The sequence below is a fragment of the Methylobacterium sp. WL12 genome (assembly GCF_008039475.1).
GTDB classification, from domain to species: domain Bacteria; phylum Pseudomonadota; class Alphaproteobacteria; order Rhizobiales; family Beijerinckiaceae; genus Methylobacterium; species Methylobacterium cerastii.
In genome coordinates, this window is record NZ_VRUW01000019.1 from 29,304 (window position 1) to 53,248 (window position 23,945).

Sequence of the window (23,945 nt, forward strand, 5' to 3'; positions counted from 1 at the left end):
CGCAATGCACCAGGCCGGCTCCGGCGACCTGCTGGCCGACCGTCGCTTCGCCTACGCCGAGGCGTGCCTGGCCGAGGGCGACTGCGTCGGCGCCGCCGAGATGGCCGAGCAGGCGCTGGAACGCGCCCCGCGCTTCGCCGCCGCCTGGGTGCTGCTCGGGCGCGCCCGCGAGGCGCGGCACGCCGCCGAGGCCGCGGCCGGCGCCGCCGACCCGGCCCTGTTCCAGGCGGCGCTCCGTGCCTACGAGACCGGACGCGACCTCGACCCGGAGGACACGCTCGGCACCCTCGTCCACCTGGCGCGGATCGCCGGCGACGCCGCGCTGCCGGTGCTGTCGCCGGCCTACCTGCGCGCCCTGTTCGACGGCTATGCCGGCCGCTTCGAGCGCCACCTCGTCGAGGGCCTGGGCTATTGCGGCCCCGCGCTGCTCTGCGCGGCGCTCGACGCCTACGATGGATCGCGGGAACCGCCGCGGGGCTCCTTCTCCCAGGGGGAGAAGGGTGGGATGAGGGGCGTGACCTCTCCGGACAGTTCTCATCCCTCGCCCCAATTCTCTCCCGCACGGGAGAGGGAGCCGGGCGGCGCCCCCCGCTACGGCCACGCGATCGACCTCGGCTGCGGCACCGGCCTGATGGGCGCGGCGCTCGGCGCCCGCGTTGGGACGCTCACCGGGGTCGATATCGCGCCGGCGATGCTGGCGCTCGCCCGGCGCAAGGGCCTCTATGCGCGCCTCGTCGAGGCCGGGATCGAGGACTTCCTCGCGGGCGAGCCTGCGGCCTCCGCCGACCTCTGCGTGGCGGCCGACGTGTTCATCTATCTCGGGCCGCTCGCGACGGTGCTGTCCGGCATGACGCGGGTGCTGCGCCCGGACGGGCGCGCCGCCTTCACCGTGCAATCGCACGACGGCGACGGCGTCGTGCTCGGGCCGGACGGCCGCTACGCCCACGCCGACGCCTACCTCGCGGCCGCCGCCGAGGCCGCGGGCTTCGGCGACCTCGCGATCCGTTCAGCGGTGGTCCGGCGCGAGAACGGCGCGGACGTTCCCGGACGCACCGTGATCGCAGTCAAACGTAGTGCAAGCACGGGAGTGGAGGCCGCTTAATCCCGGCGCCGGAGAGCGAGGTGAGGAATATCACCCTGCCGGCCGTGCATAGTTGAACCTTGGCCGTGCTCGGCTCTTTATAGCCGTCGATCCCACCGCCGCCCGCTCGACCCCCTGCGCCCTCACGGGAGAAGCGGGCGCGACCCACCACGTTTCGAGGCCCTACATGGTGAACGAGAAGACCGCCCCCGGGGACCCGCCGGACAAGGCCTTCCCGGCGAGCGCGGCGACCCGCATCCCCTTCGCGATCGTGCTGGCGTTCCTGGCCGGCGCCACGGACTCGATCGGCTTCCTCGAGTTCTCGCAGCTGTTCATGTCGTTCATGTCCGGCAACACCACGCGCTTCGGCGTGGCGGTGGCGAACGCGGACTGGGAGAACACCCTGCGCGTCGTCACGGTGCTGCTGGTCTTCTGCTTCGGCGCCTTCCTCGGCACCTTGATCGCCGCCTGGGTCGGCCGCTGGCGGCTCTCGGTGCTGCTGACGATCGAGGCCGCCTTGCTGGCGCTCGGCCTGCTGATGCCGTGGGGCACCTTCGCCTTCCCGCTGCACGCCTATCCGATCGTCCTGGCGCTCGGCCTGCAGAACGCGATCCTCCAGGACGAAGGCGGTCGCAGCATCGCGCTCACCTACGTCACGGGCGCGGTGGTCCGCTTCGGCACCGGCATGGCCAACCTGATCCTCGGGACGGTGGCCTCGTCGTTCTGGATCCAGGCGCCGCTCTGGGCAGGCCTGTCGTCGGGCGCGGTGGTCGGCGGCCTGCTGCAGATCCGCTACGGCGAGAGCGCCTTCCTGTTCCCGGCGGCGCTCGCGGCCTTGCTCGCCTTCATCGCCGTTGTCCTGACGATCGCCAAGCCCGGCAGCGAGCTGGTGGCCGGCTCCTCGCCGGCGCCGGACGCGAGCCCCGACGCGAAGGCGATCGACGCGATCCACTGACCGCGGAGTCGGGACATCCCCTCCTCCGAACGGGCGATCGTTTTGCCTATTTCGCTGCGGACACCGATGACCCGCGGGTTCCCCCTCTCCCCGCGTGCGGGGAGAGGCCCGGCTGCATCCCGTCGTGCAGACGGGTAGCGGAGGCGAAGCCGAAGCGAGGGTGAGGGGGCGCGAACGGATGAGCCTCCTCCGGGTCAGCCCCCTCACCTTCGGCTGCCGCCTCGCTTTGCCGACGACGAGGTCGGCAAAGCCCTCTCCCCGCACGCGGGGCGAGGGAATGCGCGTCAAAAGAGGTGCCAGACGCGGGGATGCGTGAGTCCTGTCGCTTCTGCGGGAACGGGAGGAGGCGTGGTCAATCCACCGGCGCGCCACGGAGGCGCTTGGTCGCGCCGCGCTGGGTCTTGGCTTCGAGCCGCCGCTTCTTCGAGGCCAGCGTCGGGCGCGTCGCGCGGCGCGGAACCGGTGGCACGGCGGCCTCGGCGACGAGCTTGGCCAGCCGCTCGCGGGCGTCGGCGCGGTTGCGCTCCTGCGTGCGGAACTGCTGCGCGCTGATCACCAGCACGCCGTCGGCCGTGAGCCGCCGCCCGGCGAGCCGCATCAGGCGCACCGCCACCGCGTTCGGCAGGGCGGCCGAGCGGCGCACGTCGAAGCGCAGCTGCACCGCCGTCGAGAGCTTGTTGACGTTCTGGCCGCCGGGGCCCGAGGCCCGCACGAAGGTCTCGTGCAGCTCGGCCTCGTCGATGGCGATCTGAGGCGTGCAGACCAGGGCCACGGCCCCCTCCCCTTCCGGCTCAGCCGGCTTCCGAGGGCGTGCGCGCCTTCACGGCCAGCGCGTGCAGCCCGCGGGCGAACGCCTCGGCCAGCAGCGCGTTGACGACGCGGTGGCGGTCGACGCGGCTCTTCCCTTCGAAGGCGTCCGAGACCACATCGACGCGGAAATGCGTCTCACCCCCCGGCCGCGCGCCGGAATGGCCCGCATGGAGGTGGGATTCGTCCACCACGTCGAGGCGGGCCGGCGCGAGTTCCGCCGCCAGCTTGGCCTCGATCCAGTCCCGCAGCGTCGCCGTTCCCGTCATCCGTCCATCCCTCGTGTTGCGTCGCAGCCGCGTCACCTGGCGGCCGGGTCGTCAAGCCCGTTCGCCCGCATGCGTCATCAGGCCCGGCGCCCTTGTGTCTCGGGTCCACCCCCTCATAATCGCCCCGTCATGGATCTCAACTCGCCCCTCTTCGACAGCATCCGCATCCGGCGCACCTGCGACGAGCCCAAGACGGCCGGCGGCAAGACCGCGGCCGGCAAGAACTCGGCCGGCAAGAACTCGGCCGGCAAGACTGCGAGCGGCAAGCCCGCGGGCACCTGCGAGGCGGAGGGCTGCACCCATGCCGGCCTGTTCCGCGCGCCCAAGGGGCGACGCGCCGAGGGGCAGTACTGGAACTTCTGCATCGACCACGTGAAGGCCTACAACGCGACGTACAACTACTTCGACGGCATGAACGACGACGCCGTCCAGGCCTTCCAGAAGGACGCGATCATCGGCCACCGCCCGACCTGGGCGATGGGCGTGAACCGCCCGGCGGCGGCGAAGGCCGCCGACGCGCCGACGCGCGACTGGGCCTACGTCGACCCGCTCGGCGTGCTACGCGCCGAGGGCGTCGGCGGCACCCGCGGCCGTCAGGCCCCGGCCGAGCCGGCGCGGCCGAAGCTGTCGGCGACCGTGCGCCGGGCGCTGGACGTGCTGGGTCTCGAGGAAGGGGCCGACACCGCCGCGATCAAGGCGCAGTACAAGGCCCTGGTGAAGCGCTTCCATCCCGACGCCAACGGCGGCGACCGCTCCTTCGAGGAGCGCCTGCGCGACATCATCCGGGCGCACGACGTGTTGCGCGCGGCCGGCCTCTGCTGAGGCCGGCACGATCGATGCAAAGCCGGGCGTCGCGACGCGGCGAGCGGTTTTCGCGCGCGAACGACCGGAATTCTCCGAACGCCGACCTATATGTGGGCCTTGCCCTGAACGCCTGCCCGTCTGTGGCGCCCCGGCGCGACGACGGTTAAGGAAGGGCCTGCATCCCGGCGGCGTTCGCCCGGCGAGGCGAGGCCCGAGACAAGTTCCGCGCGGCTTTCGATCCGATGCCCGTCGGAAGACCGCCCTACGAGGTTCCGTATGCTCTCTGACGACAAGCCCGCCATGCTCCCCGACCGGACGGTCTCCGTCCGCGACACCTTCGGCATCGACATCGACCTCCAGGTGCCCGCCTTCGCGGAAACCAGCGAGCACGTGCCCGATCTCGATGCGGACTACATCTTCGACCGCGAGACCACGCTGGCGATCCTGGCCGGCTTCGCGCGCAACCGCCGCGTGATGGTCACCGGCTATCACGGCACCGGCAAGTCGACCCATATCGAGCAGGTCGCCGCCCGGCTGAACTGGCCCTGCGTGCGGATCAACCTCGACAGCCACGTCTCGCGCATCGATCTCGTCGGCAAGGACGCGATCGTGCTGCAGGACGGCAAGCAGGTCACCGCCTTCCAGGACGGCATCCTTCCCTGGGCGCTACAGAACAACGTCGCGCTGGTCTTCGACGAGTACGACGCCGGCCGCCCCGACGTGATGTTCGTGATCCAGCGGGTGCTGGAGCTGTCCGGCCGCCTGACGCTGCTCGACCAGAAGCGGGTCATCCGCCCGCACCCGGCCTTCCGGCTGTTCGCCACCGCCAATACGGTCGGCCTCGGCGACACCTCGGGCCTCTATCACGGCACGCAGCAGATCAACCAGGGCCAGATGGACCGCTGGTCGATCGTCACCACGCTCAACTACCTGCCGCACGACCGCGAGGTCGACATCGTCCTGTCCAAGGCGACCCACTACAAGGGCGACCAGGGGCGCGACGTCGTCAGCCGCATGGTGCGCGTCGCGGACCTGACCCGCAACGCGTTCATGAACGGCGACCTCTCGACCGTGATGAGCCCGCGCACGGTGATCACCTGGGCCGAGAACGCCGACATCTTCCGCGACATCGGCTTCGCCTTCCGCGTCACCTTCCTCAACAAGTGCGACGAGCTGGAGCGGACGCTGGTCGCCGAGTTCTACCAGCGCGCCTTCGGCAAGGAGCTGCCCGAGAGCGCGATGAACGTCGCGCTGAGCTGAGCTTGATGGAGAGGATGCGATGGGTAAGCCGGCCCTGAAAGACGCCCCCGTCGTCGCGAAGGCCGGCGGATCGGCTCCGTCGCGTCCTCGTTACGAAGATGATTTCTACGGCTGGCTCCTCGAACAGGCCGACCTCCTGCGCGCCCGCCGGTTCGACGACCTCGATCTGGACCACGTCGCCGAGGAGCTGGAGGGGTTGTCGAAGAGCGAGTTCTCCAAGCTCCAGAGCTGCCTGCGCGTCCTCCTCATGCACATGCTGAAATGGGACCAGCAACCGGAGCATCGCACGCCGAGCTGGATCTACTCGATCCGCGAACAGCGCCGCCGCGTCGGTCGCATCCTGCAGCAGAATCCCGGCTTGAGGTCGCGGATCGTGGAGGCGCGGGACGGCGCCTATCAGGATGCGCGGGATTGGGCCTCCAACGAGACCCATCTGGACCCCGACGAGTTTCCGGACACTTGCCCCTACGATTGGGACGATATCCGCGAGCGTCCCTTCGACCTCGATTCCGTTAAGAAGTAGCATCCATGTCCATCTCCAACCGCAAGCCCGGCGAACGCCGCGAGCCGGTCGCCGAGCCCCTGAAGCGCTCGGTCGCCGGGTGCCTGCGCGCGATCGCCAAGCGCTCCGAGGTCGAGGTCACCTACGCCACCGACCGGCCGGCGCTCACCGGCGACAAGGCGCGCCTGCCCGAGCCGCCGCGCAAGCTCACCGTCGCCGACGTGGCGGTGCTGCGCGGCAACGCCGACGCCATGGCGCTGCGCCTCGGCTGTCACGACATCACGGTCCATCGCCGGCTCGCGCCGGAGAATTCCGCGGCGCGTGCGGTGTTCGACGCGGTCGAGCAGGCCCGCGTCGAGGCGATCGGCTCGCGCCGGATGTCGGGCGTCGCCTCGAACATCTCCGCGATGCTGGAGGATCGCTACCACCGCGGCGGCAAGTACGAGAACATCACCGACCGGGCCGACGCGCCGATGGAGGACGCCGTCGCCCTGATGGTGCGCGAGCGCCTGACGGGCCAGCAGCCGCCGGAGGCGGCCAAGCGCATCGTCGAGCTGTGGCGCGCGCACATCGAGGACAAGGCCGGCCCGAACCTCGACGGTCTGATCGGCTCGATCGAGGACCAGCGCGGGTTCGGCCGCTCCGTGCGCGAGCTGCTGTCCTCCCTCGACATGGCCGACGAGACGCCGTTCGACCCCGAGGACGACGAGAACGACGACGAGAACGAGGCCCAGGACGACGAGCAGACCCCGAGCGAGGGCGACGCCGAGGAGCAGAGCCAGGGCGACCGCGCCGAGGTCGAGACCTCGGAAGAGGCCTCCGACGACATCGAGGAGGGCGCGCAGGAGGCGGCCGACGCGCCGTCCGGCGAGCTTCCGGAGGAATCCGAGGACGCCGATTCGGAAGAAGCCTCCGAATCCTGGCGCCCGCCGTCGAAGGCCGCCAACGAGCTGCGCGGGCCGGACTATCGAGTGTTCAATCCGAAGTTCGACGAGGTGATCCACGCCGAGGACCTGTGCGACGCCGAGGAGCTCGCGCGGCTGCGCAGCTACCTCGACAAGCAGCTCTCGCATCTCCAGGGCGTCGTCGGGCGGCTCGCCAACCGCCTGCAGCGCCGGCTGCTCGCCCAGCAGAACCGTGCTTGGGACTTCGACCTCGAAGAGGGCCAGATCGACCCGGCGCGCCTCGTGCGGGTGGTCATCGACCCGTTCCAGCCGCTGTCCTTCAAGCAGGAGAAGGACACCAATTTTCGCGATACGGTGGTGACGCTGCTGCTCGACAACTCGGGCTCGATGCGGGGCCGCCCGATCACCGTGGCGGCGACCTGCGCCGACATCCTCGCCCGCACCCTCGAGCGCTGCGGCGTGAAGGTCGAGATCCTCGGCTTCACCACCCGCGCCTGGAAGGGCGGCCAGTCGCGCGAGGCGTGGCTCGCCGCCGGCAAGCCGAACGCACCGGGCCGCCTCAACGACCTGCGCCACATCGTCTACAAGTCGGCCGACGCGCCCTGGCGCCGGGCGCGGAAAAACCTCGGGCTGATGATGCGCGAGGGGCTGCTCAAGGAGAACATCGACGGCGAGGCGCTGGACTGGGCGCACAAGCGCATCCTGGCCCGGCCCGAGCAGCGCAAGATCATGATGGTGATCTCGGACGGCGCGCCGGTCGACGATTCGACCCTGTCGGTCAACGCCGGAAACTACCTCGAGCGGCACCTGCGCTGGATGATCGAGGAGATCGAGCAGCGCTCGCCGGTGGAACTCCTGGCGATCGGCATCGGCCACGACGTGACCCGCTACTACCGCCGCGCCGTGACGATCATCGACGCGGAGGAGCTCGGCGGCGCGATGACCGAAAAGCTCGCCGAGCTGTTCGAGGAGGATGCCGGCGGCCGCGCCCCGATGCGGGCTTTCGGCGGACGCCGGCGCTGACGCCTGAGAGCATTTTCCATGATCCCCGGATCACGGGAATGCCCTTACTGACTGTGTGATCGCATTGTCTTCACGCGAGCCGGCATCCACCTCGCTCGAAAATGCTTCAGGTGAGAGCCCGCAGCGCGACCAGCACGGCGAGGTGCCCCGGGTAGAACGCCTGGAGCGCGTAGGGCGGCAGGAAGCGCGGCCGGCCTCGCAGCCGCAGGGCGACGAAGAGCACCAGCGGGACGCCGACGAGGATCGTCGCGGCGTCGATGAGGGCGGAGATCCAGGGAGTTTCGCCCCGCGGGTGCCAGCCGTGCCAGTTCAGACCGACGATTGTGGCGACGAGCCAGGCGCCGTAGGCGCGCGGCTCGCGAAGCGCGAGAAGGATCGCCGCCGGCAGCAGGATGCCGGCGAGGCCGAAATCCACCGCCGTCTTGGCGAGTGCGGGGGCGAGGAGCACCACGGCGAGGCCGAGCGCCAGGGCCGCATGACGAAGCCCGGTGCCCGCCCGGTCGAGCGTGGTCGCGAACGCGATGCCCGCCGCCAGGGTGAACAGGATCGACCCTTCGGTGGTGCCGAAGGGGAAGGCGGCAGCGTAGATGGCCTGCGTCGGCACCGCGAGGGCGAGCAGCGCCAGCACGTAGCGGCCGGGATCGGCGCCGCGCACGACGTGCAGCACGGACACCACGCAGAACAGCGGGAAGGCGATCCGCCCGAGCCGCCACAGGGCGACGGCGTGGCCGTCGAGCAGAATGGTGTCGACGTGGTCGCCGACCATCAGCACGGCCGCCGCGCCCTTGATTGCGTCGAGCGGCGCGCCGGCGAACGCCGTGGCGGGCACGAAAAAACCGCCGGCATGGGGGTCCATGCGGCGGTTCATGATCTCGCGTCGCCCGAGGGCGAGGGCTTCAGGCGGCGACGGCTTCCGGAGCCGCGGTCTCGCCGAGCTTCTTGTGGATCTCGCGCTTGAGCAGCTTGGCCGTCTGCGACAGCTCGACCTCGTGAGCCTTCACGAGGAAGGCGTCGAGGCCGCCGCGGTGCTCGACCGAGCGAAGCGCATGCGCGGTGACGCGCAGGCGCACGCGGCGGTTCAGCGCGTCCGAGGTCAGCGTGACGTTGCAGAGGTTCGGCAGGAACCGGCACTTCGTCTTGCGGTTCGAATGGCTCACGAGGTGGCCGACCTGAACGGCCTTGCCGGTGAGTTCGCAGCGGCGTGCCATGATAACGCTATCCTGTCTCGTTCCTGGGCGATCCCGACCCGCCCTCATGGGCTGGGTGCGCCGACTGGCCAGCCCCACCCGAACGTCGTTCCAGGCCTTGCGCAGTCGTGTCTGAGTGGCGGCCTATAGGCGAGACAGCCCGCGACCGTCAAGGCGAAACCCGACATCGCGTCGTCATGAAGGCGCCGGCGCACGCAGCGCGACAGGCTGAACGCAGGCGCCCTCGCGCCGCGGCGCGCCCCCGGACCCTGGGCGTCGGCGGAACGGCCTGTTAACCATGTCGCTTCGATAACCAACCCCCGGGCAGCCCCAGGGCGCCGCGTCGTCGGGCCCGGCGCCCGGACGACCTCGTGAGGATGCGATTCGGACCATGAGCGCCCGCCCCAACCGCAGCGCCTTCCCACTGATGCGCCTCGTTCTCGCCGCCGCCCTCGGCGCCGGCGCCCTGTCGCCGGCCGAGGCGCGCGAGCGCAAGGCCGCGCCGGCCAGCATCGCCGTCGATTACGGCATCGCGCTCGCCGGCCTGCCGATCGGCACCGCGCGGCTGGCCGGCACCTTCGAGAGCGCGAAGTACCGCGTCGACGTCTCGGCGACGCTGACCGGCCTCGTCGGCGCGATCACCGGCGGCCAGGGCTCGGCCCGCTCGGCCGGGATCATCGCCGCCGCGCCGCAGCCCAACACCTTCTCGATCGCGACGCGCACGGCCAACTCCGGCATCGCCGTGCGCATGGCGCTCGCCCACGGCAACGTCACCCAGTCCGAGGTGACGCCGCCGCTCGTCGACGTGGACGACCGCGTGCCGGTGACCGCCGCCAACAAGCGCGGGATCATGGACCCGGCCAGCGCCCTGCTGATGCCGGCCCAGGCCTCGGGCGAGCTGACCAACCCCGACAACTGCAGCCGCACGCTGCCGGTCTTCGACGGTGCGACCCGCTTCAACGTGGTGCTGAGCTACGGCGAGACCCGGGCGGTGGAGAAGCCGGGCTACTCCGGCCCCGTGCTGGTCTGCAACGCCCGCTACCAGGCGGTGGCCGGCCACCGGCCCGACCGGCCGGGGGTGCGCTTCATGGAGGAGAACCGCGACATGTCGGTCTGGCTCGCGCCCGTCGAGGGAACGCGGATGCTGGTGCCGATCCGGATCTCGGTGCGGACCACGGTCGGCACCAACATCATCGAGGCGACCCGCTGGGTGCGCGGCGCCGCCACCGCCGAGGCGCCGGCCACCACCGGCAGCCTCGCGAGCCGCTGAGGATGCGCCGCGTCGCGCGCGCTGCGCTCCTGGCGGGCGCCGCCCTGCTCGCCCCCCTGCGCCCGGTCGCGGCCGAACCGCTCGAGGCCGGCGCCAGCGCCTGCGGCGGAAACGCCTACTCCTCGGCCGAGGTGACGGAGGGGCGCGGCCGGCGCCGCGGGCCGCTCACCGCCGTGCCGGACACGCTCTGCGCCGACATCGAGACGGGGCGGCCGTCGACGCGGATCGAGCTCTACGGCATCCCCGATCGCGACGGATCGGCCTACGGCCTTGGCGGAGAGCGGGCGCCCGCCCCATATGATCGCTCGTTCCGGCGCAGGCCGTCGGCCGACTGACGCCTCGTCCCCCCGGGGCGGGATGCGTCGCCATGCGGTGCCTCGACGGCTCGCGCGGCACCCAGCGCCGAAGGGATGGCTCCGATCCTCCAGCACCGCCGCTCCCTCCCGCCCTCGTCCCGCGCGCGCGGCGTCACGGCGGTTCTGGGGCCGACCAACACCGGCAAGACGCACCTGGCGATCGAGCGGATGCTGGCCCATCCCACCGGGATGATCGGCCTGCCGCTGCGGCTGCTCGCCCGGGAGGTCTACCTCAGGGTCGTCGCCCGCGTCGGGGTCGACAAGGTCGCCCTCGTCACCGGCGAGGAGAAGATCAAGCCGGACCGGCCGCGCTACTGGATCTCCACCATCGAGGCGATGCCGCGCGACCTCGACGTGGCCTTCGTGGCGATCGACGAGATCCAGCTCTCGGCCGACATGGATCGCGGCCACGTCTTCACCGATCGCCTGCTGAACCAGCGCGGGCGCGAGGAGACCCTGCTGATCGGCTCCTCGACGATCCTGCCGCTGGTGCAGTCGCTGATCCCCAACGTCCACACCACGACGCGCCCGCGCCTCTCGACGCTGACCTATGCCGGCGAGAAGAAGCTCGGGCGGATGCCGCGGCGCACCGCGATCGTCGCGTTCTCGGCCGAGGAGGTCTACGCCATCGCCGAGCTGATCCGGCGACAGCGCGGCGGCGCGGCGGTGGTGCTCGGCGCGCTCTCGCCCCGCACCCGCAACGCGCAGGTCGAGCTCTACCAGTCGGGCGACGTCGATTACCTCGTCGCCACCGACGCCGTCGGCATGGGCCTCAACCTCGACGTCGACCACGTCGCCTTCGCCGCCACCTGGAAGTACGACGGCACCCGCTTCCGCAAGCTGACGCCGGCCGAGCTCGGGCAGATCGCCGGACGGGCCGGCCGCCACCTCTCGGACGGCACCTTCGGCTCCACCGGGCGCTGCCGCCCGTTCGAGCCCGAGATGATCGAGCGGCTGGAGAACCACGACTTCGATCCCCTGCGCATCCTGCAATGGCGCAACCCCGACCTCGACTTCCGCTCGCTCGACGCGTTGCAGGCGAGCCTCGACGTGCACCCGAGCGAGCCCGGCCTGACGCGGGCGCCGATGGGCGAGGACCAGCAGGCCCTCGAGATCCTGATGAAGGAGGACGACTTCCGTGCCATGGCGAGCGGCGCGTCCGCGGTGCGCCGCCTCTGGGACGTCTGCGGGGTGCCGGATTACCGCAAGGTCCACCCCCAAGTGCATGCCGACCTCGTGGCCGAGCTCTACCGCTTCCTGATGAAGGGCATGGCCGGGCGCATCCCCGACACCTGGTTCGCCGAGCAGGTGGCGATGATCGACCGCACCGACGGCGACATCGAGACCCTGTCCCGCCGCATCGCCCACGGACGCACCTGGACCTTCGTCGCCAACCGCCCCGACTGGCTTCGCGATCCGGAACATTGGCAGGGCGAGACGCGTCGGGTAGAGGACAGGCTGTCCGACGCCCTGCACGAACGCCTCGCGAGCCGCTTCGTCGATCGGCGCACCAGCGTCCTGATGCGGCGCCTGAGAGAGAACACGATGCTCGAAGCCCAGATTACCCCCGACGGTGACGTGACCGTCGAGGGTCAACATGTCGGCCACCTCCACGGCTTCCTGTTCGTGCCCGATGCCAGCGCCGAAGGCCACGAGGCCAAGACGCTGCGCAGCGCCGCCGAGAAGGGGCTCGCCGGCGAGATCGAGTCGCGCGCCGAGCGGTTCTCCGCCGCCGCCGACGCCTCGCTGGTGCTGAGCCACGACGGCGTGATCCGCTGGACCGGCGCGCCGGTGGCCAAGCTGGCGCCCGGCGACAAGATCTTCGCCCCCCAGATCCGGCTCCTCGCCGACGACGCGCTTGCCGGCCCCGCCCGCGAGAAGGTGGTGGCGCGGCTCGACGCCTGGCTGAAGGCGCACGTGACGCGCCTGCTCGGGCCGCTGATCGAGATCGAGACCGCCGCCGACCTCACCGGGCTCGCCAAGGGCATCGGCTTCCAGGTCGTCGAGGCGCTCGGCGTGCTGGAGCGCGCCCGCGTGGCGCAGGAGATGCGCACCCTCGACCAGGACGGCCGCGGGGCGCTGCGCCGCCACGGCGTCCGCTTCGGCGCCTACCACCTGTTCCTGCCGGCCCTGCTGAAGCCGGCGCCGCGGACGCTCGCCGCCCAGCTCTGGGCCCTGCAGAACGGCGGACTGGAGCAGCGCGGCCTCGACGAGATCGGGCACCTCGCCGGCTCCGGCCGCACCTCGATCAAGGTCGATCCCGAGATCGCCAAGGGCCTCTACCGCGCCGCGGGTTTCCGCGTCTGCGGCGAGCGCGCGGTGCGCGTCGACATCCTCGAGCGGCTGGCCGACCTGATCCGTCCCGCCGTCTCCTACCGCCCCGGCACCACGCCGGGCGCGCCGCCCCCCGGCGCCGCCGACAAGGACGGGTTCGTCGCCACCGTCGGCATGACCTCGCTGGTCGGCTGCTCGGGCGAGGATTTCGCCTCGATCCTGACCTCGCTCGGATACAGCGCCGAGACCCGGCCCGGCCCGGCGATCACCGTGCCGCTGCTGCCCGCCGCCCCGACGACGCCGGTCCAGCCCGTCGCACGCGCGACGGACGGTGCGACCGAGGCGACTCCCGAGGCCACGTCTGAAGCTGAAGCCGGCGAGACCGGCCCCGCCGAGGCTGCGGCCGCCGAGGCGGCGACCTCGGACGCCGTCTCGGAACCGGCCGAGCCGAACGCGCACGAGGCGGAGGCCGGAGAGGCCGTCCCCGCTCCCGAGGCAACGCCAGAGCCCGAGGCGGCGCCCGCCGCCGAGGAGCCCGTTGCGGAAGCCGCGCCGGACGAAGCGCCCGCCGAGGACGCCGCCGTCGAGCCGGCGAAGGAGGATGCGGGCGTCGAGGCGACCGCTTCCGAGCACGCCGACACGCCGACGAACGACGCGGCTTCCACGGAGTCGGCTTCGACCGACGTACTTCAGACCGCCGACGAGGGTTCAGCCGCACCCGCCGGCGAGGAAATTCCCGCCGAGGCCGCGTCCGAACTGCTCGCCGACGCCGTCGCCGAGGAGCCGGCGACCATCGAGGTGTGGACGCTGCAGCGCCACCAGCGCCAGGCCAACCCGCGCCCGAACCGCCCGCGCGGCGCCGGCCGCGGCCGCGACGGCGCCCCGGGCGCGCCCCAGGGCGAACGCCGCGAGGGCGAGCAGCGCCGCGACGGCGGCCGCGACCGGCCCCGTCCGCACGCGACCGAGGGCCGCGACCGACCGCCGCGCCAGGACGGCTCCCGTCAGGATGGTCCCCGGCCCGAGGGTGGCCGGCCGGAAGGGCCGCGCCGCCACGACGGCCCGCGCCGCGAGCGCTTCGAGCCCGGCGCCCGGCCCGACCGCCGCGACGAGCCGCGCCATGCCGGCCCTCGACCGGATGCCCGGCCCCCGCGCCGCGAGCGGGCGCCCGATCCCGATTCGCCCTTCGCCAAGCTCGCCGCCCTGAAGGCGCAGCTAGAATCCGGCGAAGGCGGCAAGCGCTGAGGCACCGCCGGTCTGCATGAAGGAAGGGCGGCAGCGGCTGGACAAGTGGCTGTGGTTCGCGCGGTTCGCGAAGTCCCGCGCGCTCGCCGCCCGCCTCGTGGAAGACGGCCACGTCCGCCTCAACGGGACGCGGACCACCCTGCCGGCCAAGGGGCTGGCCGTCGGCGACGTGCTGACGGTCGCCGCCGCCCACGCCACTCTCATCCTGCGGATCCTGGACCTCGGGACGCATCGCGGCTCGGCCCCGGTCGCCCGGCTGCTCTACGCGGACCTCGCCGCCGGGGGCGACGAGGCTCCGGCCCCTCTCTCTGTAGAGCCCAGCCCGCCCCTGGAATCATTGTAGACAAGCCACAGTCCCGTGCGGCGGCCAGGTTGCGGCATGGCTGCGCTTGTCAGCCCCTTTGGCAGGGGCTAGAGCCCTTCCCATCCAAGGGCCGCCTACGAGGGCCCGTGGACACGCAAGCCGAACGCGCCTTCGCCCGCCCGCGAGACCGTTCGAGCCCCCGGCGGCCGCGGATGCGGCCAGCGCGGATCGAGGACGAAAATCGCACCATGACCTACGTCGTCACCGACAATTGCATCAAGTGCAAGTACATGGACTGCGTGGAAGTCTGCCCGGTGGACTGCTTCTACGAAGGCGAGAACATGCTCGTCATCCACCCCGACGAGTGCATCGATTGCGGCGTCTGCGAACCGGAATGCCCGGCCGAGGCGATCAAGCCGGACACCGAGCCGAACCTCGAGACCTGGCTCAAGGTCAACGCCGACTACGCAAAGGACTGGCCGAACATCACCCAGAAGAAGGACGCGCCCGGCGACGCCAAGGATTGGGACGGCGTGGCCGGCAAGTTCGAGGCCCACTTCTCCGCCGCCCCCGGCACCGGCGACTGAACAAGCCGGCACGATCCCGCGTATCGACGCGGCGGCTGGCCTTCGGGTTGCCTTGCGTTTGCCTCGCCGGCCCGCGGCCGGCCCCAGCGAACCCGTGCATAACGCGCTCCGGATGGTCCCGAACCGTCCGGGGTGCGTCGCGCTGCTTTGATTCGACCGTTGATTTGTGATAGACAATCCTTCTGCCGTCGCTCGCGCCTGACGTGCCGCCTGCCGCGTTCAAAACGCGAAACCCGGATCACCCGGGATCACAGGATGCACGCGCTCGACCGCTGGAGGCGTTGCCTTCGGCGGTTGTTCTATCATGGGCTGCGCACGGCTCGCCTGGGAGCCTCCGCCTGCCCGACCTGTCTGGTCGGCGGCGTCGGTCGGGCGTCGGAAGCCGGGTGTCCCGTCCCGGAAGACATGGTCACGCGGGTGCTTGCAACCCCCCGCGCTTTGTTCTGGAGGCCCTTCTCGCATGACAACAGCCAAGAAGCCGACGACGGGCCGCCAGGGATTCAAGACCGGCGAGGCGGTGGTCTATCCCGCCCACGGCGTCGGCCGCATCACCGCGATCGAAGAGCAGGAGATCGCCGGCTACAAGCTCGAGCTGTTCGTCGTCTCCTTCGAGAAGGACAAGATGGTCCTGCGCGTCCCCACCGCGAAGGCCAACAGCGTCGGCATGCGCAAGCTCGCCGAGCCGGAGCTGGTGAAGAAGGCCCTCGACGTGCTGACCGGCCGCGCCCGCGTCAAGCGGACGATGTGGTCGCGCCGCGCCCAGGAATACGAGGCCAAGATCAATTCCGGCGACCTGCTTTCGGTCACCGAGGTGGTGCGCGACCTGTTCCGCTCCGAGGCCCAGCCCGAGCAGTCCTACAGCGAGCGCCAGCTCTACGAGGCCGCCCTCGACCGGATCGTGCGTGAGATCTCGACCGTCAACCGCATTACCGAGACCGAGGCGCTCAAGCTCATCGACCAGAGCCTGCAGAAGTCGCCCCGCCGCGGCAAGGCCGAGGCGGAAGCCGAGACCGACGGCGACGAGGCCATCCAGGAAGAGGCCGCCTGAGGGCGCGCCGACTCGGCCGGACCCTTTCCGGCCCTTCCATCGTCGACCGAGCCCGGTGCGCCAGCGCCGGGCTTTTTCTTTGGGCCGGCCCCCAAAGCGCATGTCGGCTGGAGCCGTCCGGCAACACCCGCTCGCGGAATCGTGCGCGCCGCGGAACCGGGCATCGCGCGCCCTGTTGCATCGCCGCGGAACCATCGCCTTCGCCTTCCCGTTGTCCGGTGCCTTGCGTGGATGCCCGGATCGTACCGGTGAGTCCGCAGGACGCGGTCGAGGCCGCAGAAGCGCTTGGAAGAAAGAGGCAGGCGGAATGGCGGAAATCGCGGGAATTCGTCGGCAGTTCATTCGCACCGCGATGGAAGCGCCGTTCCTCCAGCGGGACGAGGAACGCGGCCTTGCGGTGAGCTGGAAGGACGACCGCGACGAGCGCGCCCTGCACAAGCTGATCTCCGCGCATATGCGCCTCGTGATCGCGCTGGCCGGGCGCTTCCGCCACTATGGGTTGCCGATGGCCGATCTCGTCCAAGAGGGCCATGTCGGTCTGATGGAGGCCGCGGCCCGGTTCGAGCCGGAGCGCGAGGTGCGATTCTCGACCTACGCCACCTGGTGGATCCGCGCCTCGATCCAGGACTACATCCTGCGCAACTGGTCGATCGTCCGCGGTGGCACCAGCTCCGCCCAGAAGGCGCTGTTCTTCAACCTGCGGCGCCTGCGCGCCCGGCTGATGCAATCGACCGAGGAGCGTGTCGGCGACGAGATCCACCGTCGCATCGCCACCGCCATCGGCGTGTCGCGCGAGGACGTGGCGCTGATGGACGCCCGGCTCTCCGGTCCCGACATGTCGCTCAACGCCTCGGTCGGCGAGGAAAGCGAAGCTTCGTCCGAGCGCATGGACTTCCTTGTCGACGGTGCGGCCCTGCCCGACGAGACCGTCACAGCCACGGTCGACGGCGAGCGCCGCCACCTTTGGCTGCAGCAGGCTCTCACCGTCCTGTCCGAGCGCGAGTTGCGCATCCTGCGCGAGCGCCGGCTCGCCGAGGACCAGGCCACCCTGGAGGCGCTGGGCCACCGCCTCGGCATCTCCAAGGAGCGCGTCCGCCAGATCGAGAACCGCGCGTTGGAAAAGCTTCGCCGGGCGCTCGCGGATCGCTTTCCGCAAACGACGGGTGGGGCTTACGCGGGCTGAGGTTCGCATCGGCTCAGATAAAAAAGGCTCGACCGGAAGGTCGGGCCTTTTTCGTTTGCCGTAGGCCCATTCACCAAGATGTCGGCTGGCGCCTATCGAGACCGTGGGTGGAGCGATCACCGTGCCCCCCTCGCCCCGCTTGCGGGGAGAGGGGAAGGTGCCCGCTCTACTTCGGTGCCGTCGTCGAACCCGTCGCCTCGGCTGCGCCCGGCTTGATGCTCCACAGCTCGGTCGGCAGGGCCGCCGGCGCGTCCGGCTTGTAGAAGGCCGAATCCTGGATGTGCGAGGTGGTGAACAGGATGGTGCCGTCCGGTGCCTCGGCGAAGGTGTCGGGCCAGCGCAGGCGCGGGTCCTGGACCAGCACCGTCGGCGTCCCGCCCTTGGCCGTGAGGTCGCGCACCTTCACCGCGTTCTCCTCCGGCGCGGTGACGTACATCCGGCCGTCGTGGCGGCTGATGATCAGGCCGTCGGCGGGGCCGTTCTCGCCCACCGTCTCGACCTTGCCCGAGAGGCTCTTGTCGGTGAGCGCACTCGGCACCACCGCGGACGTCAGCCAGCCGGTGAGCGCGTCGGTCGGCAGGCTGTAGAGCGTCTTGCCCTTGATCGCCTGCCAGTAGAGCGTCTTGCCGTCGGGCGAGAGCGCGAGGCCGTCGGCGGCGAACTCGACGCCGCGTCCGTCGGGGCGGCGCAGCGGCTTGCCGTCGTAACTCACCGTCACGCTCTTGTCGGGCATGGTGGTCGGATCGCCGTCGAGGAGGCGGCGCGCCTTGCCGCTGTCGAGGTCGACCACCACCAGGGCGCCGCTCGCGCCGGAATCGGTGAGGTAGGCGGTCTTGCCGTCGGGGGAGAAGCGCACGTCGTTCAGGTAGGAGCCCTGCGGCGCCACCGTCTCGTCGAAGGCGATGGTGCGGGCCGGCTTGTTGGTCTTCAGGTCGATCTCGACGAGCTTCGGCCCGTCCTTGACCACGGCCGCCATCGCTGGCGCCGCCGGATCGAGCACCCAGAGGTTGCCCTTCGGGTCGGCGACGACGCTCTGCACGCAGACCCAATGGTTGCGGGCATCCACCTGGTCCTTCTTGGCGTTGCGCCATCCGTTCCATTCGGCGTCGGGGAACGGCGTCAGCGTGCCGTCCTTCAGCTCCGCGACCGAGACGGCGGTGTCCTCGGTCCAGCGCGGGAAGTTCACGAAGATCCGCCCGTCCTTCGAAACGGTGACGCCGGTCACCTGATGCTCGAAGCTCGCCACCTTGGTCAGACCCGGCGCGGCGTCCTTCTGCGGTGCGGGCATGTCCTGCGCGACGGCGGGGCCGGCAAGCGCGCTTCCGGCGAGCAACGCTCCGCCGAGCAGCAGGCGTGCGCGGAAGCCGGGGCACGCGCCGGCGATCGTCATGGTCATGGTCATGGGGAGCCTTTTTCGGGCGGCGGGAACGCCGCGTCGGCCCGTCAACGCGGCGCCGGCCCGCCAAGGTTCATCGACCGGGCGCCGCAGCTCGGCGCAGGCCGGTTGGATCGGCGCAGGTCGGCTGGCTCGGCGCAAGTCGGCTGGCTCAGCGCAAGTCGGCGCCTGCCGGTCCGGCGGTGGCGGCGAGCGCCCGCGCCATCCGCTCGATCCGCTCGGCGGCCTTCGAGACGCCGTCGGCGACGCGGGCCGACTGGTCGGCCTGCGCCGCGCCCGCGGCGGCCGTTTCCGCCCGCAGGCGTTCGGCCTCGGCTTCCGCCACCGAGAGCCGGCGCTTCAGCTCGGAGACCTCGTCGGCGATGGTCAGCGCCGCCATCACCTGGAGGCGCATGTCGCCGATCTCGCCGAAGGCCTTGCGCATGTCGGCGACCCGCGCGCCGAGGTCGGCGGCGAGCGCGGACAAATGCGCCTCCTCGCCGTCACCGCAGGCCATGCGGTAGCTCTTGCCGTCGATGGTGACGCTGATCTGGGGCATGCGGGCTTCGGAACGGACGCGGGCGGTCGGGTCGACGGAGGATTGGGCGCGCGCCCACCGCCTCCGGTCAAGGGTCCGGGCGGCCGAGCACGCCTTCCACGGTGCCGATCGCCCGCTCCAGCCGGCGGCCGACCGTGTCCGCGGCGGTCTCGACCTGGGCGAGCCGGGCGCTCGCCGCGTCGAGGGCGGCGGCCAGCCGGGCGCGGTCCTCGGCCATGATCGCGCGCTCCGCCTCGACGTCGGCGGGGTTCGCCTCCGCCTCGAGCCGGCGCGCGACGGCGGCCTCGAGCTGCAGCAACGCCGCATCGAGCCTGCGCAGGGCGTCCCCGGCCGAGTCGTGCCCGGCCGAGTCGTGCCCGGCGGAGTCGGGCCCGGCAGCGTCGTCGCCGGGCGGATCGGTCGGGGGGCTGGCGGGCTCGCTCATGGTCGAGGGCAGGTTTCCCCTAAGCCGCAGCGGATTTCCAGCCGATTCCGACCGCACGCCCAGGCAAATCCGCGTCGGGACGATCCCGCCCGGTCAGGCCGTCCGGATTGTCAGGGCTTGCGCGCGCACAGCCACCGCGTGCGCTTTGACAGCCCGAGGCACCATGTTAGAGACCCGTCGCACGCGCAGGGCCTGTCCTCGCGCGCATCCTCTGCCCGGATATCCGACCCGTGCCAGTCCCGAGGCCCTCGCCCGCGTCGTCCGTCTCACGGATGGTCCCCGGCGACCCGTGCCCGGTCCTCGCGTCGGTTCATCCCAGGTTCAATTCGGCGGTTCATAGAGCCGGCCGCAGCACCGGACGGCCGACGCGCCGCCCCGGTATCATCGAGCGGCGCCCGCAAGGTGGCGCCCCATCTCGGGAAGGAGTCACGCCGTGACGGTGAAGGTTGCCATCAACGGGTTCGGGCGCATCGGCCGCAACGTGCTGCGCGCGATCCACGAGGCCGGCCGCAAGGACATCGAGGTCGTGGCGATCAACGACCTGGGGCCGGTCGAGACCAACGCGCACCTGCTGCGCTTCGACTCGATCCACGGCCGGTTCAACGCCAAGGTCGTGGTCGACGGCGACTACATCGTCGTCGACGGCAACCGCATCCGCGTCACCGCCGTGCGCAACCCGGCCGAGCTGCCGCACCGCGAGCTCGGCGTCGACATCGCGCTCGAATGCACCGGCATCTTCACCTCGAAGGACAAGGCCAAGGCCCACCTCGACGCCGGCGCCAAGCGCGTCATCGTCTCGGCCCCCGCCGACGGCGCCGACCTGACGGTGGTCTACGGCGTGAACCACGACCAGCTCACCGCCGACCACCACGTGATCTCGAACGCCTCGTGCACCACGAACTGCCTGGTGCCGGTGGCGAAGGTCCTCAACGACCTCGTCGGGATCGAGCGCGGCTTCATGACCACGATCCACTCCTACACCAACGACCAGCCGTCGCTGGACCAGATGCACAAGGACCTCTATCGGGCCCGCGCCGCCGCGCTCTCGATGATCCCGACCTCGACCGGCGCCGCCAAGGCCGTCGGCCTCGTGCTGCCCGAGTTGAAGGGCAAGCTCGACGGGACCTCGATCCGCGTGCCGACGCCGAACGTCTCGGCGGTCGACCTCGTGTTCACCGCCAAGCGCGCCACCTCCGTCGAGGAGATCAACACGGCGATCGTGGCGGCGGCCGACGGCCCGCTCAAGGGCGTGCTGGCCTACACCGACCAGCCCAACGTCTCGATCGACTTCAACCACGACCCGCACTCCTCGACCTTCCACCTCGACCAGACCAAGGTCATGGACGGCACCTTCGTCCGCATCCTCGCCTGGTACGACAACGAGTGGGGCTTCTCGAACCGCATGGCCGACACGGCCGTGGCGATGGCCAAGCTGATCTAACGCGTTGATCTGATCCGTTCACCCGGCCGGCTCGCGGGCGCCACCCGCGGGCCGGCGGTTTCGCGACCAAGCCCAGCTCCACGAGGCGCCGGGCCGCCTTCCGAACCGCAGACGAGCAAGGGTCCGACACGCATGACCGACGCCCCCAAGACCGCGACCGGACAGGACTTCATCCCGGCGGCGACCACGCATGTGGAGACAGCCCGCGTGGAGGCGAAGCCCGCGATTCCCGGCGCCTCCGTGGCGACGCCGATCGCCGCCAACCAGCTGTTCGACCAGCTCGCCCGGATCGAGGACAAGACCTCGCGCATCGAGGACAAGTACGCCCGCTCCGAGTCTCTGCTGACCCGCGTCGAGGACAAGGTCGAGGGCGCCTCGAACCGCATGAACGAGGCCGCCCGCCAGTCCGACCTCGCCGCGCTCCGCTCCGAGATGCGCGGCCTGACCGAGCGCACGCGGCGCCTGCCCGGCACCGGCGCCCTGGTGCTCACCGCGATCATCACCGCCGTGCTCACCGTGGTGCTGATGGTCGCCGTGCAGCGGCTCAACCTCGACAGCCTGCTGCCGCCGCGCGCGAACGCCACCGCGCCTGCGGCCCAAGCCCCCGCCACGTCGTCCGCCCCCTCGCCCGCGCGCTGACCCGACACCGACAGAGCAGGACCGCATGACCGCCTTCCGCACCCTCGACGATTCCGGCTCGCTGGCGGGCAAGCGCGTCCTGCTCCGCGTCGACCTCAACGTCCCGATGGAGGGCGGCCGCGTCACCGACGCGACCCGGATCGAGCGCGTGGTGCCGACGATCCGCGAGATCGCCGGGCAAGGCGGCAAGGTGGTGCTGCTCGCCCATTTCGGCCGGCCGAAGGGCAAGCGCGATCCCAAGGATTCGCTAGCCCCCGTCGTCGCCACCCTGTCCGACAAGCTTGGCAGCGCGGTCGCCTTCGCCGAGGATTGCGTCGGCCCGGCCGCGTCGGCGGCGATCGCGGCGATTAAGGACGGCGACGTGCTGCTCCTCGAGAACACCCGCTACCATGCCGGCGAGGAGACGAACGACGCGGCCTTCGCCGACGCGCTCGCTGCCAACGGCGACGTCTACGTCAACGAGGCGTTCTCGGCCGCCCACCGGGCGCACGCCTCGACGGAGGGCCTCGCCCACCGCCTGCCGGCCTATGCCGGCCGCCTGATGCAGGCCGAGCTCGACGCCCTGACCAAGGGCCTCGAAGCCCCCGCCCGCCCGGTGATCGCTCTGGTCGGCGGCGCCAAGGTCTCCTCGAAGATCGACCTGCTCGAGAACCTCGTCGCCAAGGTCGACATGCTGGTGATCGGCGGCGGCATGGCCAACACCTTCCTGCACGCGCAGGGCAAGCCCGTCGGCAAGTCGCTGTGCGAGAAGGACCTCGCCGAGACCGCCCTGCGCATCATCGCCGCGGCCGAGGCCGCCAAGTGCCGGATCATCCTGCCGGTCGACGCCGTCGTCGCCTCCGAGTTCAAGGCGAACGCGGCCCACGAGACCGTCTCGGTCGACGCGGTGCCCGAGGGCGGCATGATCCTCGACGCCGGGCCGAAATCCGTCGCCCTGATCGACGCGGCGATCGACGAGGCCGCGACGCTGGTGTGGAACGGCCCGCTCGGCGCCTTCGAGCTGACGCCGTTCGATGCCGCCACCGTCGCCGCCGCCCGGCACGCGGCCGATCGCACGGCGTCTGGCAAGCTCGTCTCGGTCGCCGGCGGCGGCGATACGGTGGCCGCGCTGAACCATGCGGGCGTCTCGGAGACCTTCTCCTACATCTCGACCGCCGGCGGCGCCTTCCTCGAATGGCTGGAGGGCAAGACGCTTCCGGGCGTCGAGGCCCTGCGCGCCAAGAGCTGAGTTTCAACAGCCGACTTTTCCGGCGATTTTCGCGCCGTCCCGCACGATCCATCCGGGCCGCGGCGGCGTTCTCCCCACAGACCCGACCAGACCTAAGACGGAGCACGGACGATGGCGCGGATCACGTTGAGGCAGCTTCTCGATCACGCCGCCGAGTACGGCTACGGCGTGCCGGCCTTCAACATGAACAACATGGAGCAGGGGCTCGCCATCATGGCGGCCGCCGACGCCACCGATTCCCCGGTGATCCTGCAGGCGAGCAAGGGCGCGCGCGCCTACGCCAACGACATCGTGCTGGCCAAGCTGATCGACGGCCTCGTCGAGATCTATCCGCACATCCCCGTCTGCATGCACCTCGACCACGGCAGCGACGAGGCCACCTGCGCCACCGCGATCCAGTACGGCTTCACCTCGGTGATGATGGACGGGTCGCTGAAGGCCGACGGCAAGACGCCGGCCGACTACGCCTACAACGTCGGCATCACCCACAAGGTCTCGGAGATGGCGCACTGGGCCGGCGTCTCGGGGGAGGGCGAGCTCGGCGTGCTCGGCTCGCTCGAGAGCGGCGAGGGCGAGGCCGAGGACGGCCACGGTTTCGAAGGCACGCTCTCGCACGACCAGCTGCTCACCGACCCGGAAGAAGCGGTGAAGTTCGTGCAGGCGACCAAGGTCGACGCGCTGGCGGTGGCGATGGGCACCAGCCACGGCGCCTACAAGTTCACGCGCCAGCCCGACGGCGACGTGCTCGCGATGAACGTGATCGAGGAGATCCATCGGCGCCTGCCGACGACCCACCTCGTCATGCACGGCTCGTCCTCGGTGCCGCAGGATCTGCAGGACATCATCAACCAGTACGGCGGCCAGATGAAGCCGACCTGGGGCGTGCCGGTGGCCGAGATCCAGCGCGGGATCAAGCACGGCGTGCGCAAGATCAACATCGACACCGACAACCGCATGGCGCTGACCGGCCAGATCCGGAAGGTGCTCGCCGAGAACCCGGCCGAGTTCGATCCGCGCAAGTACCTCAAGCCCGCCATGGAGGCGATGACCAAGCTGTGCAAGCAGCGCTTCGAGGAGTTCGGCACCGCCGGCCAGGGCTCGAAGATCCGCCCGATCTCGGTCTCCGCCATGGCCAAGCGCTACGCCAACGGCTCGCTCGACCCGAAGATCACCGCGAACTGAGGCGGCGCCTTCGATCGGGGCGGTAAGGGAAGGCCCCCCT

The 23,945-nt window shown here is 71.1% G+C and carries 24 protein-coding genes; 17 read left to right on the forward strand and 7 right to left on the reverse strand.

Translation table 11 applies throughout. The features are described 5' to 3' along the window. Positions 1 to 4 precede the first annotated feature (4 nt). Together FV226_RS09970 and FV226_RS09975 are read left to right on the forward strand one after the other, a co-directional pair. Complete coding sequence (locus tag FV226_RS09970) at positions 5 to 1,102, forward strand: methyltransferase domain-containing protein (RefSeq protein ID WP_147762794.1); 1,098 nt, start codon at positions 5 to 7, stop codon at positions 1,100 to 1,102. A gap of 166 nt (positions 1,103 to 1,268) precedes the next feature. Next, on the forward strand, positions 1,269 to 2,036 hold the full coding sequence (locus tag FV226_RS09975) for a YoaK family protein (protein WP_147754696.1): 768 nt from the start codon (positions 1,269 to 1,271) through the stop codon (positions 2,034 to 2,036). Positions 2,037 to 2,388: 352 nt separating this feature from the next. On the opposite strand, the gene arfB is transcribed toward FV226_RS09975, so the two are convergent. Together arfB and FV226_RS09985 are read right to left on the reverse strand one after the other, a co-directional pair. Continuing rightward, a complete protein-coding gene (gene arfB / locus FV226_RS09980; protein WP_147754697.1) occupies positions 2,389 to 2,808 on the reverse strand; it encodes an alternative ribosome rescue aminoacyl-tRNA hydrolase ArfB in 420 nt (139 codons plus the stop codon). A gap of 19 nt (positions 2,809 to 2,827) precedes the next feature. Beyond that, positions 2,828 to 3,112 carry a BolA family protein gene (locus FV226_RS09985; RefSeq protein WP_147754698.1) on the reverse strand — a complete coding sequence of 95 codons (285 nt, stop codon included), beginning with the start codon at positions 3,110 to 3,112 and terminating at the stop codon, positions 2,828 to 2,830. 129 nt (positions 3,113 to 3,241) lie between these two features. Between FV226_RS09985 and FV226_RS09990 the strand changes: the two genes are divergently transcribed. The 4 genes from FV226_RS09990 (at position 3,242) to cobT (ending at position 7,606) form a co-directional block, all read left to right on the forward strand. Beyond that, the gene (locus FV226_RS09990; protein WP_147762776.1) at positions 3,242 to 3,934 is read left to right on the forward strand and encodes a J domain-containing protein; all 693 of its coding nucleotides are present in this window, start codon (positions 3,242 to 3,244) and stop codon (positions 3,932 to 3,934) included. A 258-nt stretch (positions 3,935 to 4,192) separates the two neighbouring features. After that, positions 4,193 to 5,176: a cobaltochelatase subunit CobS gene (gene cobS, locus FV226_RS09995; protein ID WP_147754424.1), complete on the forward strand. Its 984-nt coding sequence runs from the start codon at positions 4,193 to 4,195 to the stop codon at positions 5,174 to 5,176. A 19-nt stretch (positions 5,177 to 5,195) separates the two neighbouring features. After that, a complete protein-coding gene (locus tag FV226_RS10000) occupies positions 5,196 to 5,699 on the forward strand; it encodes a DUF29 domain-containing protein (RefSeq protein WP_147762777.1) in 504 nt (167 codons plus the stop codon). A 5-nt stretch (positions 5,700 to 5,704) separates the two neighbouring features. Then, positions 5,705 to 7,606, forward strand: a complete 1,902-nt coding sequence (cobT, locus tag FV226_RS10005; protein ID WP_147754425.1) for a cobaltochelatase subunit CobT — start codon at positions 5,705 to 5,707, stop codon at positions 7,604 to 7,606. A gap of 106 nt (positions 7,607 to 7,712) precedes the next feature. Here cobT and FV226_RS10010 read toward each other — a convergent pair whose 3' ends face one another. Beyond that, positions 7,713 to 8,474, reverse strand: a complete 762-nt coding sequence (locus tag FV226_RS10010) for a TraX family protein (RefSeq protein WP_147762778.1) — start codon at positions 8,472 to 8,474, stop codon at positions 7,713 to 7,715. A 28-nt stretch (positions 8,475 to 8,502) separates the two neighbouring features. Continuing rightward, entirely contained in the window at positions 8,503 to 8,814 is a 312-nt protein-coding gene (gene rpmB / locus FV226_RS10015; RefSeq protein ID WP_147754427.1) for a 50S ribosomal protein L28, read from the reverse strand. Between the two features lie 370 nt (positions 8,815 to 9,184). Here rpmB and FV226_RS10020 point away from each other — a divergent pair, with 370 nt between their 5' ends. The 7 genes from FV226_RS10020 to FV226_RS10050 all read left to right on the forward strand — a co-directional run bounded on the left by FV226_RS10020 (position 9,185) and on the right by FV226_RS10050 (position 17,057). Beyond that, the gene (locus FV226_RS10020) at positions 9,185 to 10,063 is read left to right on the forward strand and encodes a DUF3108 domain-containing protein (RefSeq protein WP_147762779.1); all 879 of its coding nucleotides are present in this window, start codon (positions 9,185 to 9,187) and stop codon (positions 10,061 to 10,063) included. A gap of 2 nt (positions 10,064 to 10,065) precedes the next feature. Continuing rightward, on the forward strand, positions 10,066 to 10,398 hold the full coding sequence (locus tag FV226_RS10025; RefSeq protein WP_147762780.1) for a hypothetical protein: 333 nt from the start codon (positions 10,066 to 10,068) through the stop codon (positions 10,396 to 10,398). Positions 10,399 to 10,473: 75 nt separating this feature from the next. Continuing rightward, complete coding sequence (locus tag FV226_RS10030) at positions 10,474 to 13,935, forward strand: helicase-related protein (RefSeq protein ID WP_147762781.1); 3,462 nt, start codon at positions 10,474 to 10,476, stop codon at positions 13,933 to 13,935. A 16-nt stretch (positions 13,936 to 13,951) separates the two neighbouring features. Further along, the gene (locus FV226_RS10035; RefSeq protein ID WP_147762782.1) at positions 13,952 to 14,278 is read left to right on the forward strand and encodes an RNA-binding S4 domain-containing protein; all 327 of its coding nucleotides are present in this window, start codon (positions 13,952 to 13,954) and stop codon (positions 14,276 to 14,278) included. Between the two features lie 209 nt (positions 14,279 to 14,487). Then, a complete protein-coding gene (gene fdxA, locus FV226_RS10040) occupies positions 14,488 to 14,826 on the forward strand; it encodes a ferredoxin FdxA (protein ID WP_147750383.1) in 339 nt (112 codons plus the stop codon). 460 nt (positions 14,827 to 15,286) lie between these two features. Further along, complete coding sequence (locus FV226_RS10045; protein ID WP_147762783.1) at positions 15,287 to 15,874, forward strand: CarD family transcriptional regulator; 588 nt, start codon at positions 15,287 to 15,289, stop codon at positions 15,872 to 15,874. A gap of 307 nt (positions 15,875 to 16,181) precedes the next feature. Beyond that, positions 16,182 to 17,057: an RNA polymerase factor sigma-32 gene (locus tag FV226_RS10050; protein WP_147750392.1), complete on the forward strand. Its 876-nt coding sequence runs from the start codon at positions 16,182 to 16,184 to the stop codon at positions 17,055 to 17,057. Positions 17,058 to 17,223: 166 nt separating this feature from the next. Here FV226_RS10050 and FV226_RS10055 read toward each other — a convergent pair whose 3' ends face one another. From FV226_RS10055 to FV226_RS10065, 3 genes are all read right to left on the reverse strand, one after another. Continuing rightward, the gene (locus FV226_RS10055) at positions 17,224 to 18,345 is read right to left on the reverse strand and encodes an L-dopachrome tautomerase-related protein (protein ID WP_147762795.1); all 1,122 of its coding nucleotides are present in this window, start codon (positions 18,343 to 18,345) and stop codon (positions 17,224 to 17,226) included. A 259-nt stretch (positions 18,346 to 18,604) separates the two neighbouring features. After that, positions 18,605 to 18,991: a cell division protein ZapA gene (gene zapA / locus FV226_RS10060; protein ID WP_147750381.1), complete on the reverse strand. Its 387-nt coding sequence runs from the start codon at positions 18,989 to 18,991 to the stop codon at positions 18,605 to 18,607. Positions 18,992 to 19,058: 67 nt separating this feature from the next. Then, positions 19,059 to 19,415: a DUF4164 family protein gene (locus tag FV226_RS10065; protein WP_147762784.1), complete on the reverse strand. Its 357-nt coding sequence runs from the start codon at positions 19,413 to 19,415 to the stop codon at positions 19,059 to 19,061. A gap of 433 nt (positions 19,416 to 19,848) precedes the next feature. On the opposite strand from FV226_RS10065, the gene gap reads away from it, so the two are divergent. From gap to fba, 4 genes are all read left to right on the forward strand, one after another. After that, the gene (gap, locus tag FV226_RS10070) at positions 19,849 to 20,856 is read left to right on the forward strand and encodes a type I glyceraldehyde-3-phosphate dehydrogenase (protein WP_147762785.1); all 1,008 of its coding nucleotides are present in this window, start codon (positions 19,849 to 19,851) and stop codon (positions 20,854 to 20,856) included. A 132-nt stretch (positions 20,857 to 20,988) separates the two neighbouring features. Continuing rightward, positions 20,989 to 21,495, forward strand: a complete 507-nt coding sequence (locus tag FV226_RS10075) for a hypothetical protein (RefSeq protein ID WP_238270242.1) — start codon at positions 20,989 to 20,991, stop codon at positions 21,493 to 21,495. Positions 21,496 to 21,520: 25 nt separating this feature from the next. After that, the gene (locus FV226_RS10080; RefSeq protein WP_147762786.1) at positions 21,521 to 22,723 is read left to right on the forward strand and encodes a phosphoglycerate kinase; all 1,203 of its coding nucleotides are present in this window, start codon (positions 21,521 to 21,523) and stop codon (positions 22,721 to 22,723) included. Positions 22,724 to 22,834: 111 nt separating this feature from the next. Next, entirely contained in the window at positions 22,835 to 23,905 is a 1,071-nt protein-coding gene (gene fba / locus FV226_RS10085; protein ID WP_147762787.1) for a class II fructose-bisphosphate aldolase, read from the forward strand. The last annotated feature ends 40 nt before the right edge of the window (positions 23,906 to 23,945 follow it).

Excerpts from the sequence above, each read along its gene's own strand:
- FV226_RS09970 (WP_147762794.1), top strand. The coding sequence starts at position 5 with ATGCACCAGGCCGGCTCCGGCGACCTGCTGGCCGACCGTCGCTTCGCC.
- FV226_RS09975 (WP_147754696.1), top strand. The coding sequence starts at position 1,269 with ATGGTGAACGAGAAGACCGCCCCCGGGGACCCGCCGGACAAGGCCTTC.
- FV226_RS09985 (WP_147754698.1), bottom strand. The coding sequence starts at position 3,112 with ATGACGGGAACGGCGACGCTGCGGGACTGGATCGAGGCCAAGCTGGCG.
- FV226_RS09990 (WP_147762776.1), top strand. The coding sequence starts at position 3,242 with ATGGATCTCAACTCGCCCCTCTTCGACAGCATCCGCATCCGGCGCACC.
- cobS (WP_147754424.1), top strand. The coding sequence starts at position 4,193 with ATGCTCTCTGACGACAAGCCCGCCATGCTCCCCGACCGGACGGTCTCC.
- FV226_RS10000 (WP_147762777.1), top strand. The coding sequence starts at position 5,196 with ATGGGTAAGCCGGCCCTGAAAGACGCCCCCGTCGTCGCGAAGGCCGGC.
- cobT (WP_147754425.1), top strand. The coding sequence starts at position 5,705 with ATGTCCATCTCCAACCGCAAGCCCGGCGAACGCCGCGAGCCGGTCGCC.
- FV226_RS10010 (WP_147762778.1), bottom strand. The coding sequence starts at position 8,474 with ATGAACCGCCGCATGGACCCCCATGCCGGCGGTTTTTTCGTGCCCGCC.
- rpmB (WP_147754427.1), bottom strand. The coding sequence starts at position 8,814 with ATGGCACGCCGCTGCGAACTCACCGGCAAGGCCGTTCAGGTCGGCCAC.
- FV226_RS10020 (WP_147762779.1), top strand. The coding sequence starts at position 9,185 with ATGAGCGCCCGCCCCAACCGCAGCGCCTTCCCACTGATGCGCCTCGTT.
- FV226_RS10025 (WP_147762780.1), top strand. The coding sequence starts at position 10,066 with ATGCGCCGCGTCGCGCGCGCTGCGCTCCTGGCGGGCGCCGCCCTGCTC.
- FV226_RS10030 (WP_147762781.1), top strand. The coding sequence starts at position 10,474 with ATGGCTCCGATCCTCCAGCACCGCCGCTCCCTCCCGCCCTCGTCCCGC.
- FV226_RS10035 (WP_147762782.1), top strand. The coding sequence starts at position 13,952 with ATGAAGGAAGGGCGGCAGCGGCTGGACAAGTGGCTGTGGTTCGCGCGG.
- fdxA (WP_147750383.1), top strand. The coding sequence starts at position 14,488 with ATGACCTACGTCGTCACCGACAATTGCATCAAGTGCAAGTACATGGAC.
- FV226_RS10045 (WP_147762783.1), top strand. The coding sequence starts at position 15,287 with ATGACAACAGCCAAGAAGCCGACGACGGGCCGCCAGGGATTCAAGACC.
- FV226_RS10050 (WP_147750392.1), top strand. The coding sequence starts at position 16,182 with ATGGCGGAAATCGCGGGAATTCGTCGGCAGTTCATTCGCACCGCGATG.
- FV226_RS10055 (WP_147762795.1), bottom strand. The coding sequence starts at position 18,345 with ATGCCCGCACCGCAGAAGGACGCCGCGCCGGGTCTGACCAAGGTGGCG.
- zapA (WP_147750381.1), bottom strand. The coding sequence starts at position 18,991 with ATGCCCCAGATCAGCGTCACCATCGACGGCAAGAGCTACCGCATGGCC.
- FV226_RS10065 (WP_147762784.1), bottom strand. The coding sequence starts at position 19,415 with ATGAGCGAGCCCGCCAGCCCCCCGACCGATCCGCCCGGCGACGACGCT.
- FV226_RS10075 (WP_238270242.1), top strand. The coding sequence starts at position 20,989 with ATGACCGACGCCCCCAAGACCGCGACCGGACAGGACTTCATCCCGGCG.
- FV226_RS10080 (WP_147762786.1), top strand. The coding sequence starts at position 21,521 with ATGACCGCCTTCCGCACCCTCGACGATTCCGGCTCGCTGGCGGGCAAG.
- fba (WP_147762787.1), top strand. The coding sequence starts at position 22,835 with ATGGCGCGGATCACGTTGAGGCAGCTTCTCGATCACGCCGCCGAGTAC.